Origin of the sequence: Elizabethkingia miricola, from assembly GCF_001675285.1 — a bacterium.
Classification (GTDB): domain Bacteria; phylum Bacteroidota; class Bacteroidia; order Flavobacteriales; family Weeksellaceae; genus Elizabethkingia; species Elizabethkingia miricola.
Window position 1 is genome coordinate 23,799 of record NZ_LSGQ01000003.1, and the last position, 17,081, is coordinate 40,879.

Below are 17,081 nucleotides of genomic sequence, written 5' to 3' on the forward strand. Positions count from 1 at the left end.
AGATACAGGGAATTATTGAGGTAAATTAATATTACATGAAGTCGTGAATAATCTTTATATTTATTTCATTAAACCACAAAATATATGAATAGAATTGTACTTAAGGCAGTGCTGTTATCAGCAACCGTTTCCGGGACAGTTGTTACTTACGCACAGGCACAGCAAACTCCAAAATTTGTCTCAAATATTGAAGGTGTGAAGCAATACACCATGAATAATGGACTAAAAGTTCTTCTGATTCCGGATGCTTCACAAAGTAATGTTATAGTTAACATAGTATACAATGTAGGATCTAAAAATGAAGGTTATGGAGAGAAAGGTATGGCCCACCTTCTGGAACATATGCTTTTTAAAAGTACCAAAAAATTAGGTGATATCAAGAAAATGCTTTCTGATAAAGGAGGAAATGCTAATGGAACAACTTATTATGATAGAACTAATTATTTTGAAATATTTCCATCTAATGAGGAGAATTTACGATGGGCATTAGAGATGGAGGCAGATAGGATGATTAATGCTACAATTCTGCAGTCTGATCTCGATAAAGAATTCTCCGTAGTAAGAAATGAATTTGAAATAGGAGAGAATAACCCTGAAAGAATTTTACGTGAAAGAGCTCTTTCAGCGGCTTATCTGTGGCATAACTATGGAAATAGTACTATTGGTAGTAAAGAGGATGTTGAAAGAGTAAAAGCAGACAGGCTTCGTCCTTTTTATGAAAAATATTATCAGCCAGATAATGCTACATTAGTTGTTGCAGGAAAATTTGATGAATCAAAGCTCTTACAGTATATTGGACAATATTTCGGGTCTATACCAAAACCAACCAGAGTTTTAGATAAGACATACACATTAGAACCAGCACAGGATGGAGAACGATTTGTAGAACTAAAGAGAGCAGGAGATAGTAAAGTTTTTGGGGCTGTCTATCATACGGTTCCATATGCTGATAAAGATTATGCAGCACTTGATGCATTATCGGAAATATTGACCTCAGACCCTTCCGGGTATCTTTATAAATCATTGGTAGAGACTCATAAGGTTGCATCCATCTATTCGTATCAGGAATCTTTACGTGATGCAAGTTTTATGTATTTTGGAGTTAATATCCCAAATGATACAGATATTAAAGTGACGGAAAATCTGGTACGTTCGGAACTGGATAAAATATCGACGATTAAATTTACAGATCAGGATGTTCAAAGAGCCAAAACAGCCTTATTGAAACAGTATGATAATATTAAGAATAATACAATTAATTATGCGATAAATCTTACTGAAATTATTGGTGCCGGAGATTATAGATTAGGCTTTTTATATCGTGACAATATTGAAAAATTAACCAAAGCAGACATAGAAAGAGTTGCACAAAAGTATTTTACATCCAATAACAGGACTGTAGCTATTTTTATTCCGTCTAAAGATGAGAAAAGAGTTAGTTCCTTAGAATATTCTGACGGGAAATTGGCAGAGCTAACAAATAATTATAAAGGAAAAGCCCTTGAAAAAGAAGTCGCTCCTTTTGAAGCGAGTATTTCTAATCTAAAGAAAAACCTGACAGAAGATAAAACCGGAAACGGAATGAAGTATGGATTTATCAAAAAAGAGATTAAAGGTGAGAAAGTAATGGCTTCGTTTAATTTCCGGATAGGAGATGAAAAAAGTTTAAAAGGCAAATCTCAAATTGGAGATGCAATGGCACAGCTATTGAAAACCGGAACAAAAAAATATACCAAAGAGCAGCTTAAAGATAAACTGGACGCGCTGAAATCCAGTATCAATTTTGGGTATGGGGGACAAAGTCTGTCGGTGAATATCAATACATATAAGAATAATTTTGCTGAGGTGATGGGTATCTTAAAAGATATATTGACTGATTCTACATTTCCTCAAGACGAACTTACAAAATCTATAAAAGAATATAATACATATCTGGAAGCATCTTTAAATGATCCTCAGACCTTAGCATTCACAGAGATTAGCAGAATAAACCAAGGTTATCCAAAAGACCATATTTACTATACCCCATCAATCCAGGAACAAATTGACTTTAATAAAGATGTGAAACGTGAACAAATCGTTGATTTCTATCAGAATCTTATTGGAGCTAACTATGGTGTAGGGGCAGTAATTGGTGATTTGGATGCAAAAACTGTTAAAACAGTATTGGAAGATACATTTGGAAAATGGAATACAAAAACTAAATACAGTTATGTTGTTCCAACTTTCTTCCCATCTAAAAAAGAAGATAAAATCATTAACACTCCGGATAAAGAAAATGCAGCAGCAGTTGGTGCTATAAACTTTAAGATGGACAGAAAGAACCCTGACTATCCAGCTCTCCTTCTGGCCAATGAAATGCTGGGAAGCGGAGGTTTCCTGTCAGCAAGAATTCCGATGCGCCTTCGTGAAAAAGAAGGGATCAGTTATGGTGCCGGATCATATATGAGTGTTCCTTATATTAATGATGCTGCTTCATGGGGCTATTATGCTTTTCTTAACCCCACAAAGAAAGATGCTGTAGACAAGGCTGTCCGTGAAGAAATTGCAAAAGCTTTAAAAGATGGATTCACTGATGAAGAACTTAAAGCAAATAAGCAGAGTTGGCAGAACTCAAGAAAAACAGGATTGGGTAATGATGGAACTTTAATGGGATTAGTAAATAGTAAATTGCTATATGATATTCCGTTAGAAGACTATGATGCTCTTGAAAGTAAAGTACTAAATATAAGTGTTCAACAAGCAAACGAAGCACTAAGAAAATATCTGAAAACAGATCAGCTTACTACTTTAGATGTAGGAGATTTCAGTAAAAAGTAGTTCGTAATTTTTGCTCAGGAATAATTTTATAACGAATATTTCTGCGCGGGAAGCAATGATTTAAATATAAAAATAGAAATAAAAAGGTATCAAAATTTTTTGATACCTTTTTATTGATGCATAAGAAATTTATGTATATTTGATGTATAAGAAAATTAGGTATGTCTAAAAAGAATAATAAATTATACAAAGGAACTTTACAGAATATCATTCTGAAGCTATTAGCTCAGGAAGTCAAGATGTATGGTTATCAAATGACGCAAAGGGCAAAAGACCTGACGAAGGGGGAGTTGGAGATGACAGAGGGAGCACTCTACCCGTTATTACATAAACTGGAAGACGACGGACTTATTACATCTGAAATACAAAATATAAATGGACGTGATCGGAAATATTACTTATTGACTGAAAAAGGTAAACATCAGCAGGCAGAGCAAGAGGTTGAAATGAAAAGTTATATTTTGAACCTGAATACTATTTTTAATATTTAATAGCAATAGATATGGAATATCAAGATAAAAAGATAACGGATTATTTAATCGAAAAAAGACTTCCTTTGGATATCCTTCTTGAAGTAAAAGATCATATGGCCGATCAGGTTGCTGCTTTAGAGACAGAACAAAATATAACTTTTGATAATGCTTTTGAACAGACTAAAGCTTCATGGGGAAAAGATCTTGAGATGAGGTTTAGTTTCTTTTCCTATAAATTCAGAAAGATTACCAGATTGCAGAATAGTATAATGATGCGCAATCAGCTTAGAATACAAAAGAAATCTCTGCTGATAATGTTAGCTATATTCTTTGTGACCTCATATTTTATTCTGTATATCCCGAAACTGTCTATGTATGCATTCATTGCTTTTAATGGAGGAGCTGCAATATTAGGAATTGCAGTATCTATTTTAGGGCGGAAGCTACTGGAAACTACTAAAGGTAATTATAAAAAGAATATAAGTGTTTTTCAAAGAAGTGTAGGAAATCTAATGCTTACAGGAGCCCTTTTTATTACAGCCAATAATATTTTAGGAGTGGACTCGCAGATCGAAAAGATTAGTGGAAGTCTAAATGAGATTTTCTTTCAGCATAATTTTAAACCTGGAGTTTTCGCGCATGCTACGATGAGCTATCTTTATATCTATATGGTAGTTTATGGATACCTTAATTATATCAGCTATAAAAAGGCAATAATCAAAATAAAAGAAAGAATAACACTTGAATTTTAATACCATGAATACACTATCACAAAATAATCCAATTCGGCAGTATCTATTGGCTAAAAAACTTCCCTGGGATATTATGCTGGAAGTGGAAGATCATATCCATACACAAGTTCAGGATTTGGAAATTTCAAAAAATCTGACATATGAAGAAGCTTTTTTAGAAGTTCAGTTATTGTGGAAAAAAGATTTGAAAATAGATCGTCCTGCATTAACAACTTACAATGAATTTCTGGCCACACCTTTTGTCAGGAAAATTTATTGGCAAAAGCGTAAAAGTGTAATTTTTCGTTCTGTAGGTTTTGCTTTGTGCGTATTAATGCTTCTTATTCTTGCTGCAAAAGGATTAGATATTTCGTCTTTCCGAATTGTTTTTATGGTTATAGTGATTCTGTCTACTTTTATCCCTGTCTTGTATTATATCAGATATTTCCGGGTGTTTCGGTTTACAGATAAATTTGCAAACAAGTTTACAGTATACCAACGGGAATTTATCGTATGGAATTTTATTTTAGGTGGCTTTAATTTTTTCTGGATTTCCAGAAAACAAATCCCGGACTTTTACCAATTGTTAAATGCACATAAGGTAGAAGACACTTTATATACCTACTTCATATTTGCCTTTTTATTGTTCTGGTTAGGAATGGCTTGTTATTGCCTTTTATTTAGTCAGAGGTTTGTAAAATCAGTGCGACAAATAAAAAAACAATTAGCATTATGATTGTTGCAAAAACAGAAGAATAGAATCCAAAAATACAATAGCGATGAACATACTTGAAAGAAAACAGATTCAGAAATATCTGGAAGATAAACGACTTCCGTTGGATATTTATTTAGAAATAGAAGATCATATTATTTCTCAGATTGAAGAGCTGGAACATGAAGGAATCGGCTTTCAGAAAGCTTTTTTACAGGTGAAAACTAAATGGAAAAAAGAACTAAGCTTTCAGAATTTTAGTTTTAGCGATGTGAAAGCAGTTCCGAAAATTGTAGCTAAGATCAGGAGTGCATACATAAGAGAAATAACGCCTAAAATTTTGACTATTTCATCCTTGATATTATTAGTTCTGGTTTTAGGAGTTTATGTATTAGATATGGAAAATTTTAAAACATTTTATACAATTATTTATGCAGGGCTTATAATTCTTCCAATTATTATCTTTGTCTTAAGCTTTAAAGTATTGGTTCAGAGAAGGAATCATAATAAGCGTCCACTGAATGCTTATCATAAAATGGTAGAGTTGGCAGTAGGAATGTTTATATTTCCGATGGTAAATGTAGCTAATACATCAAAGTCATCTGAAATATTTTATAATGTATTTTACATATCCGAAACAAGTTTACTAAGTAAAATATTAATACTCAGTATGCCATTATATTTTTCGTCGGTATGTTTATTTGCTGCCTTTATTTTTATAAAATATAAAAGAGAAGTTGCTAAAATGAAACTAGCATAAAAAATAAAAAGGTGCAATCAATTGCACCTTTTTTATTTCTCTTCCAAGCCTTTACTAAACTCCATTAGTGCTTTTCCCTGAAAGGCTCTTCGGCTGCCTTTTTCTATAGCCTTATCCCATTCTTTTTCTCCTTCTTCCATTCGGCCTATAGCATATAGATAACTGCCTAAAGCAGTATGGCCTTCAGGTTCACCCATATCTATTATCTTTTTTGCTAATGCCAATAGCTCCGGATGAGGTTGGATATTTTGTTTGGAAAGATCTTTTCCTGTGAGTAAGCCTGGGGTAACTTCTAACATTTTAGCTCCAAATAGATCAAGACAGGATTTTGCAAGTCCTTTGTCACAAAGTTCTGTGTTGAAGCTTATGAAATCCGGATCGAGTAATGCGGCCAGATCACCCTGATTTTTCTTTTTATCATAGTATTGGGCTAATAACTCTGCTTTCTTTTGTGATAGCTCAGGATTCTTTCGGTTATTTATCAATATAGAATCTTTATTGAATTTCCATACTTCATTTTCAACCCAGGTCGATATACCGTGAAGTTCCTTTCCTTTTATCTTAAATATAAAAATATCTTTATCGGGATAAATCATCAGGCTGTCATTTCGGGTAAAATAATCTCCATGTGCCATGTCGCCGATCAGAACTTTTCCGTTTCCATCGAAATTAAAACTCCCATATAAACTTCCATTTCCTTTAATGCCATAATAGCCTTGTAACGCATTATCGGGTTTTTGTGCAAAAGTAAAAGTTGAGAGAAAGATTAAAAGATAGGATATAAATTTTTTCATGTGGTCAAAGATACTATTCTCCGGTTAATTTTTTTGATGATATAGAGGTCCATTTTCCGTCATGACGAAGAAGCTGAATTTCATCGACTACGAATTTAGTTTTGTAATCCTTGTGTTCGTAAAAATTCCATGCTCTCTTGAAGTTATCAAAGCTAAGATCTCTATAACCGACTGTTACATGAGGATTGAAAGAATTTTTTATAAAATTAAAACGTTCTTTTACTTTGGAATGAAGTGTATTCAGACTTTCACTCTTCTTTGGCTGAACAAATAAAACTGGATTTTTGGGATTTGGAAAAGATCCAAAGCCATCTAATACCAACTCAAAAGGTGCAATATGTGTATCGATCTTCTGAAAAGCTGTAATAATATCCTGTTCCATATCTTGATCCCGCGAAAAAGGAGGGAAGAGGGTAATATGAGCATCATTTTTCAGTGCCTTGGAATTATTATAATTTCTGGCCAGATCTTCTTTGAAAACCTTGATTTCCTCAATAATAGATTTGGGAGGATAGATAGCTATGAAATATAGTTTATTCATTTTTATGTTCAACAGGCTTTAGTAAATCTTTCTGTAAATCTATGATAACGTTCTGAAGATTATCTGTAATGTTTTTAACTTCTTTATGTGGGTTAAATACTGCATTTTTACCCTTATTTTCATCAGCAATATTAGAAAGAATAATTACCGAGGTTTTGGTTTCCGGATAATAAATATTCAAAGAAGGAGATCCCTTTACATAACCACTATGGAAATAAGCTTCGGGTTTTCCGGTATTCAGCATAATGCCATAAGCATATCCCATTTTCCCAAAGATAGCATGTTGTCTTTCTGCGCTTTTCTTTGTGAATTCTTTCAGTGTTTCCGATTTTAGAATCTTACCGCTGTATAATTTCTGATTCCAAAGGTGAAGATCATCTATAGTAGAGAGGATTCCGCCTGCGGGGGTACCGATTTCTTTTCCGGCAAGCCGCTTGGGCATATTGGGAACAACTTCCTGAACTTTATCATTGCCAAGATATGCACTTGCGAAATTTCCGGTTTTAAAAGTTGACGCAGTAAACGAATGCTGCATACCTGTTTTATTAAAAAGTTCTGTGGCATTTTCGTCATAGGATTTTCCGGAAACTTTCTCCACAATTTGCCCCAATGCATTAAATCCGTCATTAGAATAAAAGAAACCTGTTCCGCTTCTAAACATAAGTCGGTTACCCATAATGTTGAGGCCGGAAGTGTGATTCAGAAGTTGGTTAATAGTGATATTTTCATATTCCTTGATTCGAAAATCAGGCAAGTATTGTGAAACTTTATCGTCCAGTTTTAATTTACCCTGTTCCTTTTGCAATAAGATAAGAACAGCAGTGAATTGCTTGCTTACCGAGCCAATAGCAAAAATGGTGTTGCTGTCGATTTTAGCTTTACTCTTAAAATTAGAATAGCCATTTTCTTTTCTGTATAATAAAGTACTATCCTTAAAAACAGCAATACTCCCGTTGAAGTGATACTTTTTAAATACAGTGGCAATCTGCTGCTGTGTAAGTTTAGTTTGAAATGCTGTTATTGTAGAATCTATAACAACATTACGGTCGATAGTTTTTTGCTGTTCCGTTTTACATGAAAATAGCAGCGCGAAAAGAAATAGAAATCCTAATTTTTTTATCATAAGTGTTTTGTTATAAAGAAAGAATTTACTGTAATAGTAATCCTTAATAGAATGAAGTTTGATAATGTTGCAAAATCTATGCTAAACATAGATTTTAAGCCATATTGCTTTGAAACATTTACTTAGAGTAAAGCAGATAAAGCGTATCGGAATATGTACTTGTAATGATATTTTTATATTGTGCCTTATCTATGACAATTTTTTCATAGTCAGGATGTTCTTTCAAAATATTTTCAAATTTGTATTTAGAAATACTTTTTCCGTTGAAATAATAAAAATCAGGAGGTTCAGGCGTTACTATTACTACAGCACCTATCGTGACCATTCCATCATCTGCAATTAATGTTGTATTTTCAAATAAATCTTTCTTTGTTAGAAGGTGTAAAGAATAATCCTGAAAAGTATTTTCATGCTTTGTCTTCATAAAATCTATTTTGATAATATTTCGTTCCTTAATTTTAGATTCAGGAATCTCTATTTCAAAATTATTTTGACTATCTATTTTTCCTGAAAATAGCTTGGATTTTGTAACGACTTTGATAGATGTCGGTTTTATAGTAATACCTTTTGCCGCTGAAATTTTCCCGGATATTTTCACTATTTTATCAATTCCTTTTTCTGTAGGGTGATTGCTTGGTGTGTTGGTAACAGAGCAAGAAGTAATGCTTAGAGATACTGCTAAAATTAGACTTGCGGCAATATTGAATTTTGAAAATTTACCGCATAGCTTAGGATTTTCAATTAGGAGACTCACTATTTCCACTTCATTTTTGAGATCCAGATCCAGAACTGTTTTATTACAATGTTGACAAAACTTGTCTTTTCCTAAATCCTGCATCTCATCCCAACTGATGCTGCATGAATTTTCAATATCGATTTTCTTCATATTTGTAATTCAGGTTATTAAATTTAAAAAAATATAATGATAACACAAATATTATAGATACTTAATGAAAAGGCTTCTGATAGCAAATTGAGCATTTAATTAATACCTTTGATTAGCTAATTACAATGGATATGAAAGACAGTCTGAAGAGTGATTCTTTAAGGATAGAGCACTTACTAAATATTATAAAAGAACAAGGCGTAGAATATTTGAATTCTATTTCGGATAGAGCAACATCTGCAGATAATAAATTAATTCCCGAAAAGCAGACACTACCAGAAGAAGGATGTGGTACTGAAGAAGTACTTAGGTTGTTTAATAAAAGATTTGAACCTCTGATGGTAGCTTCATCCGGACCAAGGTATCTGGGATTTGTGACTGGAGGTTCCACGCCTGCGTCTGTTGCCGGAGACTGGTTATCGACTATATATGATCAGAATACCCAATCTGTGAAAGGGCAGGGAGATATTTCGGCAGTTATAGAGATGGAAACCATAGCAATGTTAAGGGATCTTTTGGAATTGCCTAAAAGTTTTTTAGGAGGTTTTGTTACCGGAGCTATGATGTCTAATTTCACTTGTCTTGCTGTAGCGAGGCAGTGGTATGGAAAAGAAAAAAATACAGATATAGCAAAAGAAGGAATGATAATGCCTATACACGTATTAACTGCTACACCACATTCTTCAGCTATAAAGTCACTTTCTCTTTTGGGAATAGGAAGTAGTAATATTATTAAGATTAAAACTGAAGAGGGTAACAGAGAAGCAATTTGTATTAAAGATTTGGAAGATCATATCCAGAAACTGAACGGAGAGCCGTTTATTTTAATTTCAAGTGCCGGGACAGTAAATACTGTTGATTTTGATGATTTTGCTGCAATACGAAAGCTAAAAGAAAACTATAATTTCTGGTGGCATATAGATGCGGCATTCGGAGGTTTTGCTGCATGTTCCGACACGTATAAACATCTTGTGAGAGACTGGGAGTATGCGGACAGTATTACTGTAGATTGTCATAAATGGCTGAATGTACCATATGAGAGTGCTGTATTTTTTATAAAAGAGGGATACAAGTTGTTGCAGGTTGAAACTTTCCAGAATTCTAATGCTCCCTATCTGGGAGATCCTTTGGAGAGTTTTAATTATTTAAATTTTCTTCCGGAGAATTCAAGACGACTGAAAGCCTTGCCGGCATGGTTCTCTCTTATGGCTTATGGTAAAGATGGTTATCGGGATATTGTGGAAAATAGTATTTTTTGTTCAAAGCGATTTGGAGCATTTATAGAAAAAAGTAATGATTTCGAATTGCTGGCCCCGGCGCGTCTGAATACAATATGCTTTACCTTAAAAGGTGAAGAGATGCAGGAGAAAGTAAACCAATTTCTGGAATTGCTGAATACTACAGGTAAGGTTTTTATGACCCCGACTAACTATAATCAACGTAAAGGAATTAGGGCGGCTTTTGTTAACTGGCGAACAACGACGCAGGATATAGAATTGATAACAGAGACAATGGCAACATTGATAACAAATTTCAAATAAATAAAAATCCCTCATAGAAAACACTACGAGGGATTATTTTTTAGACCGTAGCCTCTACATATTTCTTCGGTATTTACCACCTACTTCAAACAAAGCATTGGTAATTTGTCCCAGAGAACAATATTTTACAGCATCCATCATAACTCCAAACAGGTTTTGCTGATTAATGGCTGCGTGTTGTAATTTTCTTAAAGCCTCTTCAGATTTTCCTTCATTGGCTTCCTGGAAATTGTGAAGTGATTCAATCTGTGCCTGCTTTTCTTCCTCAGTGGAACGAATAACCTCTCCTGGTAAAACCGTTGGAGAACCATCTTTGCCCAGGAATGTGTTTACACCAATAATAGGATATTCACCAGTATGTTTCAGCCATTCATAATGCATGGATTCCTCCTGGATTTTTGAACGCTGATACATGGTTTCCATAGCACCAAGAACACCTCCTCTTTCTGTAATTCTGTCGAACTCGGTGTATACAGCTTCTTCTACCAGATCTGTTAACTCTTCGATAATGAATGAGCCCTGAAGTGGGTTTTCATTTTTAGCCAGACCCAATTCTTTATTGATGATAAGCTGAATGGCCATTGCTCTTCTTACAGATTCTTCTGTTGGTGTTGTAATCGCTTCGTCATATGCATTGGTGTGAAGTGAATTACAGTTATCATAAATAGCATATAATGCCTGAAGCGTGGTTCTGATATCGTTAAAATCAATTTCCTGAGCGTGAAGTGAACGGCCGGAAGTCTGAATATGATATTTCAGCATCTGGCTTCTTTCATCTGCACCATATTTCAGTTTCATGGCTTTTGCCCAGATTCTTCTAGCTACACGGCCGATAACTGCATATTCAGGGTCGATGCCGTTGGAGAAGAAGAAAGATAAGTTTGGCGCAAAATCGTTGATGTCCATTCCACGGCTTAGGTAGTATTCCACATAAGTAAATCCGTTTGCCAATGTAAATGCTAACTGCGAAATCGGATTAGCTCCGGCTTCAGCAATGTGATATCCTGAAATAGAAACCGAATAGAAGTTTCTTACTTTTTCTTTAATGAAATACTCCTGAACATCACCCATTAATCTTAGCGCAAATTCGGTAGAGAAAATACAGGTGTTTTGTGCCTGATCCTCTTTCAGAATATCTGCCTGAACTGTTCCCCTAACGGTAGCAATCGTTTGGGCTTTGATTTTTTCGTAAACATCTGCAGGAATTACTTCATCTCCGGTAATTCCTAGCAATTTCAAGCCTAAACCATTATTAGATGGAGGTAATTCTCCATTATATTGAGGTCTCTTTAAGCCTTTATCATCAAATTTAGCCTTTAGAGCAGCTTCTACTTTCGCTTCAAGTTTGTGTTCAGTAATATATTTTTCAACATTCTGGTCGATAGCTGCATTCATAAAGAAAGCCAATAGCATAGGAGCAGGCCCGTTAATAGTCATAGACACAGAAGTCAGAGCATTTACAAGGTCAAAACCAGAGTATAGCTTTTTAGCATCATCTAATGTTGCAATAGAAACTCCGGCATTACCAATTTTACCATAAATATCTGGTGGTAAAGCAGGATCCTGACCATATAATGTTACGGAATCAAAAGCTGTAGATAAGCGTTTTGCCGGCATTTCAGCTGAAACATAATGGAATCTTCTGTTGGTTCTTTCCGGTCCGCCTTCTCCGGCAAACATTCTGGTAGGATCTTCACCGGTTCTTTTAAAAGGATAAATACCTGCCGTATATGGAAAACTTCCCGGAAGATTTTCCTGACCTTTCCATTTAATAAGATCTCCCCAATCATTGTATTTTGGTAATGCTATTTTAGGAATTCTAAGATGGGATAAAGATTCGGTTGAGGTTTCTACTTTAATTTCCTTTCCACGAACGAAGTAAGAATAAAATTCGGCGTTGAAAGCTTTTTTTGTATCATCCCAGTTTTTAAGGAAATCTATATTCTCCTGTTGCAGTTCTTTTTCTGCTTTTTGATATTCAGTTTCTAAAACATCGTTGGAGATAATTTTCTTTACGCCGTCAATATGATACATAGTTCTGGCCAGTTCAGCCTGTTTTTCTATGGCAGCATCATATTGTTTGTTGTTTTCTACAATTTCAGACAGATAACGGACTCTTTTTGGCGGAATTATGGTCACTTCATCTGTTACCTCCTGCTCAATAAAAGTATTAAACTCAGATACAGCGTCCCCCTGAGCCTGTCGAAGGGTCTCATTTACTTTTACGATTAATCTGTTATAGAGTTCTGTTGTGCCATGATCGTTGAACTGAGAAGCTTTAGTTGCAAAAACCGGCATATCATCTAATGGACTTTCCCATAAAAGATGGTTTCTCTGAAATTGTTTTCTTACAGCTTGTAATGCATCTAAAGCACCACGCTTATCAGATTTATTTAATGCTACAAGATCTGCATAATCCAGCATGTCTATTTTTTCAAGCTGAGTGGAAGCTCCGTACTCAGGTGTCATCACATACATAGAGACATCGGCAAAATCCGAAACCTCAGAACCGGACTGTCCGATACCAGATGTTTCCAGTATGATAACATCCGGATGTGCAAGTTTCAAAACATTTAACGCAGAGTGAATAAATGGAGAAACCGAAACATTATTTTCTCTGGTTGCCATCGAACGCATATAAACTCGTGGATCATTAATCGCGTTCATACGGATTCTGTCACCTAAAAGGGCTCCGCCTGTTTTCTTTTTAGAAGGGTCAATAGAGATAATAGCAATCTTTTTATCCGGATTAGAGCGCAGGAAGCGTCTTACAAGTTCATCCGTTAAAGAAGATTTACCCGCACCACCAGTACCGGTAATACCAATAATCGGAATATTCAGATCTTTTGATTGTTCATCTATAGCCTTTACAAGCTCAGGTTTTTCGTCTGAAAAATTTTCCACTGCCGAAATAATCTGGGCAATGCTTGTTGGATTATCGAAGTTTATAGCATCCAGATCTTTTGCTGTTATATCTTTTCCTGTAGCAAAATCAGATCTGTGTACAAGATCATCAATCATTCCCTGAAGGCCAAGCTCTCGGCCGTCGTCCGGAGAATAAATTCTGTCGATACCGTAATCCATAAGATCCTTTATTTCTTCAGGCAGGATGACACCGCCGCCGCCGCCGAAGATTTTAATCTGTGGTGAGTTCTTTTCTCTCAGCAGGTCATAGATATACTTAAAGTATTCGTTATGCCCGCCCTGATAAGAAGTCAATGCTATAGCATTAGCATCTTCCTGTATTGCTGTGTTTACAACTTCTTCTGCTGATTTGTCATGTCCAAGGTGAATAACCTCGCATCCGGTTCCCTGGATCACCCGCCGCATAATGTTTATAGCAGCATCGTGTCCGTCGAACAAAGCCGCTGCAGTAACGATCCTAACTTTATTGTCAGGAGTATATTTTTTTGTGTTCATATTAGGGTTTAGTAATAGTCCAAATATAATAAATTGAGGGCATATCTTCTTCAGGATTATATGGTTAACAGAAAGGGCTTAAAAATGGCTGGTTTCGGCCATTTTTGCTTATAAATCATAGTCGGTAGATTAGAAATTAATACTTTTATACACGTAAAATTTAATACTAAACACTATAATGATGAATTTTAAAACTACTTTAATAATAGCGTTAATCAGTGCGTATTCTGAAGCGTTTGCACAAGAGCGTGTTTACTTTGATGAAAATTGGGAAACTACCACCAAAGATCAGATGGTTTACTACCGGGAAACCTCTAAACAAGGAAATCTTATTCTGTTAAAAGATTATTATAAAAATGGATCACTGCAGTTTGAAGGTCTGGCATCGGATGTAACACCAAACAGTGAAGTCTATGAAGGGAAAGCAACGTGGTATTTTCCTGATGGCAAACCTGAAAAAATTGCAGAATATGTAAAAGGAGTACCAATAGGTGTATCTAAAATGTTTGACGGACAGGGGCGTATTGTTGAAGATCTGATCTATAATAAAGAAGGTAGATATGACGGGAGAGCCTATCTGTACAAAAATAATGATGAGAACACAGGTTATAATATGATCACGGAGTATAAGAATTCTGAAGCTACTTATACAGTTGTCTTTGATGATTCTAAAAAAGGAATACGAAGTGAGACTATTTATAAGGACGGTTATGAATCTGAAGTTAAATATTACGACGAAAAAGGGAAATATATAGGAAGTAGAACATATAATAGTAAAGAAGGTAAATATGAAGGGACTATTATAGAATACTATTATGCACCGATGAGAATTGCCAGTATAGAAAGATATAACAAAAAAGGTGATCTGTTGGAATCCAAGAGCTATTATAAGAATGGCATGCTGAAGCAGGATGTGAAAATATCTGGTAAAAACAGACAGAAGATAACGTATAATGAAGAAGGTAAAGTAATAGCAAAACTTGACTTAAAATATAATGAGGAGATTAAAGATGCTGTTGCTTACGAAGGGGAGGATTATGAGTTTTATGAAGAAGGAGAGACTGTAAGACATATATCTACCTATCATGAAGGAATACTTATTTCGGATAGAAATTATGATGAAGACGGGAAATTAAATACCGAAAATTTCTATAAAGGTGAAGACAAAGTAGCTGTTAATTACTATAATCCGGATGGCTCTTTAAAAGCAAAACTGGAATTAAAGGACGGTGTTGCTTATAATGGAACTGAAATTGCAGACGCTGGTGAAATAGTGTATAAGGACGGAATTGTTCAGGATATGAAAAGACTTTTCGAAAACGGAAAAGTACAATGGACAAGGCATCTTAACCCTGAGAAAAATATATATGAATCTAAAGTATATAACGAAGACGGAACAGTACTTTATTCTTATACAAAATCAGTACAGGAGGATTCATTTAATGGAGAAGTATTACAATATGTAAAAGGTAAAGTAAGTAATAAAGCTTTTATAAAGGATAATAAGCTTGTAAGTGGTAAAATCCGGATCGATGAAGATGCACGCGATGTAGAGATCGAAAGAAAAGGAGAATGGATCATAATCCGACAATATACAAAAGCAGGTAAGCTATTTTCAGAAGAAAAAATTCTTATTAATGAAAATCCTTACGGAGAATCTTATTATTTTCGCGAAGAATCTCTTGTCAAGAATTATAACTATTAATAATAAGTATGAAAAAAGCAATTTTATATCTTTTATTGGGAACTGCAGTTAGTTTCCTGTTCCATTATTTTTTATCAGGATTCGGGAAAGTTTCTTTAGACCTTTATTATGCTTTTGCTTTTGGATTAGGTTGGGGAATGGCTTATTTTCTGGACAGACCCGATTTTGCACTACCCAAAAAATTGGGACTATCCTTTATAGGAATAATCCTCTTGGTAGTATTGGGAATTGTTTTCTTTAATCTGGAAATTGCTATTCCTTCTATTATTCGTTTTTCAACAGTCTTTGTAGCCTATTATCTTTTGGCTAGTTTCAGACAAAGTAAATCATTGAGAAATTAAAAAACTCACTTTATTAAAATATAAAGAAGCGCTTCAGGTATCTGAAACGCTTTTTTTTATTCTTAGTGTTTGATATTTAGTGCATCATCAGAAAACTAACAATTGCTAGTCCTACAATCAGGAATAAAAAAGCAACAAAATTTAATGTGAATAGAAAACAGCCGATAATAAAACTTATCACACCATGTGATTTATAAACCCTGTGATGTGCTATAAAGAAATAGGCAAGGCTGTAAATAGTAATTCCGGATACAATCAGGTAGATTAACGAATTGATAACAGGTATTCCTTTTAATGCACCGGCACTTTGCGAGAGGAGGTGAGTTATCAGAATACTTGCTAATAAAAATGAAAAATAATGCAAAGTGAAAATGCCATGGTCAAAATACCACCACTTTTTCTTTTTATGGAATATCCAGAGGAAGAATGCAAAAACTGGCAGATATATAAATAAAGCCTTGGGTATATTGTGAAAAGAAGTTTCTATCAGATTTGTATAGATTTCTCCTTTTTTTATACCAGCTTCCTTAAGTTCAAAAAATTTGTGAGCGATAGGATCCTGTAAAAAACTTAAAGCCACTATTTTGTTTTTTGATCCTTTATCATATTCTTCCCGTGTTTTATATCCTGAAAAAGTAGAATCATCAGAAATTTTATTTTCTGTATCCATAACACTGGCAACTCCATCCTGAAAATCATTAACATCCAGTGAATCTTTTATAAATTTCTGGGTTTTATCAAGTTGTGCAACGGTTGCTGTATCTCTCTGGTTTTGTTTTTCACTCTCAATCCCTGTTGTAATTGCCTGTACAATTTGTTTTCCAGCTTCATTACTATGTGCAGGCTTATTGCCTGTGATATTAATTTTAATAGGAGGGAAAAGGGCGAATATGAAAAATGTTATAAAGCTCATAAATATATAAAGCTTTACAGGTGGGACATACAGCTGTCTTTTTCCTTCAAGATAAACGGAGGTTAATTTTCCGGGTCTGAAAAATAAGTTTTTAAGTGTTCCCCAAAACTGGCCATCGTAATGGGTGAAGTCCTCTATAAAATGAGTGAACAAATAATGAAACGGTTGTCTTTTTTCTATATTTTCCTGGCCACAATGCGGGCAGAATCTCTCTTCTACCTGATGACCACAGTTTAGGCATGTCTTGTCTGATCGGAGTTTTCCATGGTGTCCCATTTCTGAATAGTTTTTTCCAAAAATAATCAGATTTTGCAAAAATGG

General features: G+C 34.6%; 14 protein-coding genes. 8 read left to right on the forward strand and 6 right to left on the reverse strand.

The window, feature by feature from the left end:
* The first annotated feature begins 84 nt into the window (after positions 1 to 84).
* The 5 genes from ATE49_RS02935 (at position 85) to ATE49_RS02955 (ending at position 5,496) form a co-directional block, all read left to right on the forward strand.
* On the forward strand, positions 85 to 2,820 hold the full coding sequence (locus tag ATE49_RS02935) for a M16 family metallopeptidase (RefSeq protein ID WP_065081035.1): 2,736 nt from the start codon (positions 85 to 87) through the stop codon (positions 2,818 to 2,820).
* A 161-nt stretch (positions 2,821 to 2,981) separates the two neighbouring features.
* The gene (locus ATE49_RS02940) at positions 2,982 to 3,311 is read left to right on the forward strand and encodes a PadR family transcriptional regulator (protein WP_065081036.1); all 330 of its coding nucleotides are present in this window, start codon (positions 2,982 to 2,984) and stop codon (positions 3,309 to 3,311) included.
* A gap of 11 nt (positions 3,312 to 3,322) precedes the next feature.
* Entirely contained in the window at positions 3,323 to 4,045 is a 723-nt protein-coding gene (locus ATE49_RS02945; protein ID WP_065081037.1) for a hypothetical protein, read from the forward strand.
* Between the two features lie 4 nt (positions 4,046 to 4,049).
* Complete coding sequence (locus tag ATE49_RS02950; protein ID WP_065081038.1) at positions 4,050 to 4,760, forward strand: hypothetical protein; 711 nt, start codon at positions 4,050 to 4,052, stop codon at positions 4,758 to 4,760.
* A 43-nt stretch (positions 4,761 to 4,803) separates the two neighbouring features.
* On the forward strand, positions 4,804 to 5,496 hold the full coding sequence (locus ATE49_RS02955; protein WP_065081039.1) for a hypothetical protein: 693 nt from the start codon (positions 4,804 to 4,806) through the stop codon (positions 5,494 to 5,496).
* A gap of 32 nt (positions 5,497 to 5,528) precedes the next feature.
* Here the strand turns inward: ATE49_RS02955 and ATE49_RS02960 are convergent, their stop codons facing one another.
* From ATE49_RS02960 to ATE49_RS02975, 4 genes are all read right to left on the reverse strand, one after another.
* Complete coding sequence (locus tag ATE49_RS02960; protein WP_065081040.1) at positions 5,529 to 6,290, reverse strand: hypothetical protein; 762 nt, start codon at positions 6,288 to 6,290, stop codon at positions 5,529 to 5,531.
* A 13-nt stretch (positions 6,291 to 6,303) separates the two neighbouring features.
* Positions 6,304 to 6,831 carry an RNA 2',3'-cyclic phosphodiesterase gene (gene thpR, locus ATE49_RS02965; RefSeq protein ID WP_065081041.1) on the reverse strand — a complete coding sequence of 176 codons (528 nt, stop codon included), beginning with the start codon at positions 6,829 to 6,831 and terminating at the stop codon, positions 6,304 to 6,306.
* A complete protein-coding gene (locus ATE49_RS02970; protein WP_065081042.1) occupies positions 6,824 to 7,954 on the reverse strand; it encodes a serine hydrolase domain-containing protein in 1,131 nt (376 codons plus the stop codon). The genes thpR and ATE49_RS02970 overlap by 8 nt, the downstream gene beginning before the upstream one ends.
* A gap of 118 nt (positions 7,955 to 8,072) precedes the next feature.
* The gene (locus tag ATE49_RS02975) at positions 8,073 to 8,840 is read right to left on the reverse strand and encodes a hypothetical protein (RefSeq protein WP_065081043.1); all 768 of its coding nucleotides are present in this window, start codon (positions 8,838 to 8,840) and stop codon (positions 8,073 to 8,075) included.
* A 131-nt stretch (positions 8,841 to 8,971) separates the two neighbouring features.
* On the opposite strand from ATE49_RS02975, the gene ATE49_RS02980 reads away from it, so the two are divergent.
* Positions 8,972 to 10,381, forward strand: coding sequence for a pyridoxal phosphate-dependent decarboxylase family protein (locus tag ATE49_RS02980; protein WP_065081409.1), 1,410 nt, complete (start codon positions 8,972 to 8,974; stop codon positions 10,379 to 10,381).
* A gap of 54 nt (positions 10,382 to 10,435) precedes the next feature.
* Here ATE49_RS02980 and ATE49_RS02985 read toward each other — a convergent pair whose 3' ends face one another.
* Entirely contained in the window at positions 10,436 to 13,801 is a 3,366-nt protein-coding gene (locus ATE49_RS02985; protein WP_065081044.1) for a methylmalonyl-CoA mutase family protein, read from the reverse strand.
* 178 nt (positions 13,802 to 13,979) lie between these two features.
* Between ATE49_RS02985 and ATE49_RS02990 the strand changes: the two genes are divergently transcribed.
* Positions 13,980 to 15,506 carry a membrane-binding protein gene (locus ATE49_RS02990; RefSeq protein WP_260255541.1) on the forward strand — a complete coding sequence of 509 codons (1,527 nt, stop codon included), beginning with the start codon at positions 13,980 to 13,982 and terminating at the stop codon, positions 15,504 to 15,506.
* 8 nt (positions 15,507 to 15,514) lie between these two features.
* Complete coding sequence (locus ATE49_RS02995) at positions 15,515 to 15,847, forward strand: hypothetical protein (RefSeq protein ID WP_009085455.1); 333 nt, start codon at positions 15,515 to 15,517, stop codon at positions 15,845 to 15,847.
* A 76-nt stretch (positions 15,848 to 15,923) separates the two neighbouring features.
* On the opposite strand, the gene ATE49_RS03000 is transcribed toward ATE49_RS02995, so the two are convergent.
* Positions 15,924 to 17,036, reverse strand: coding sequence for a DUF3667 domain-containing protein (locus ATE49_RS03000; protein ID WP_059156922.1), 1,113 nt, complete (start codon positions 17,034 to 17,036; stop codon positions 15,924 to 15,926).
* Positions 17,037 to 17,081 lie beyond the last annotated feature (45 nt).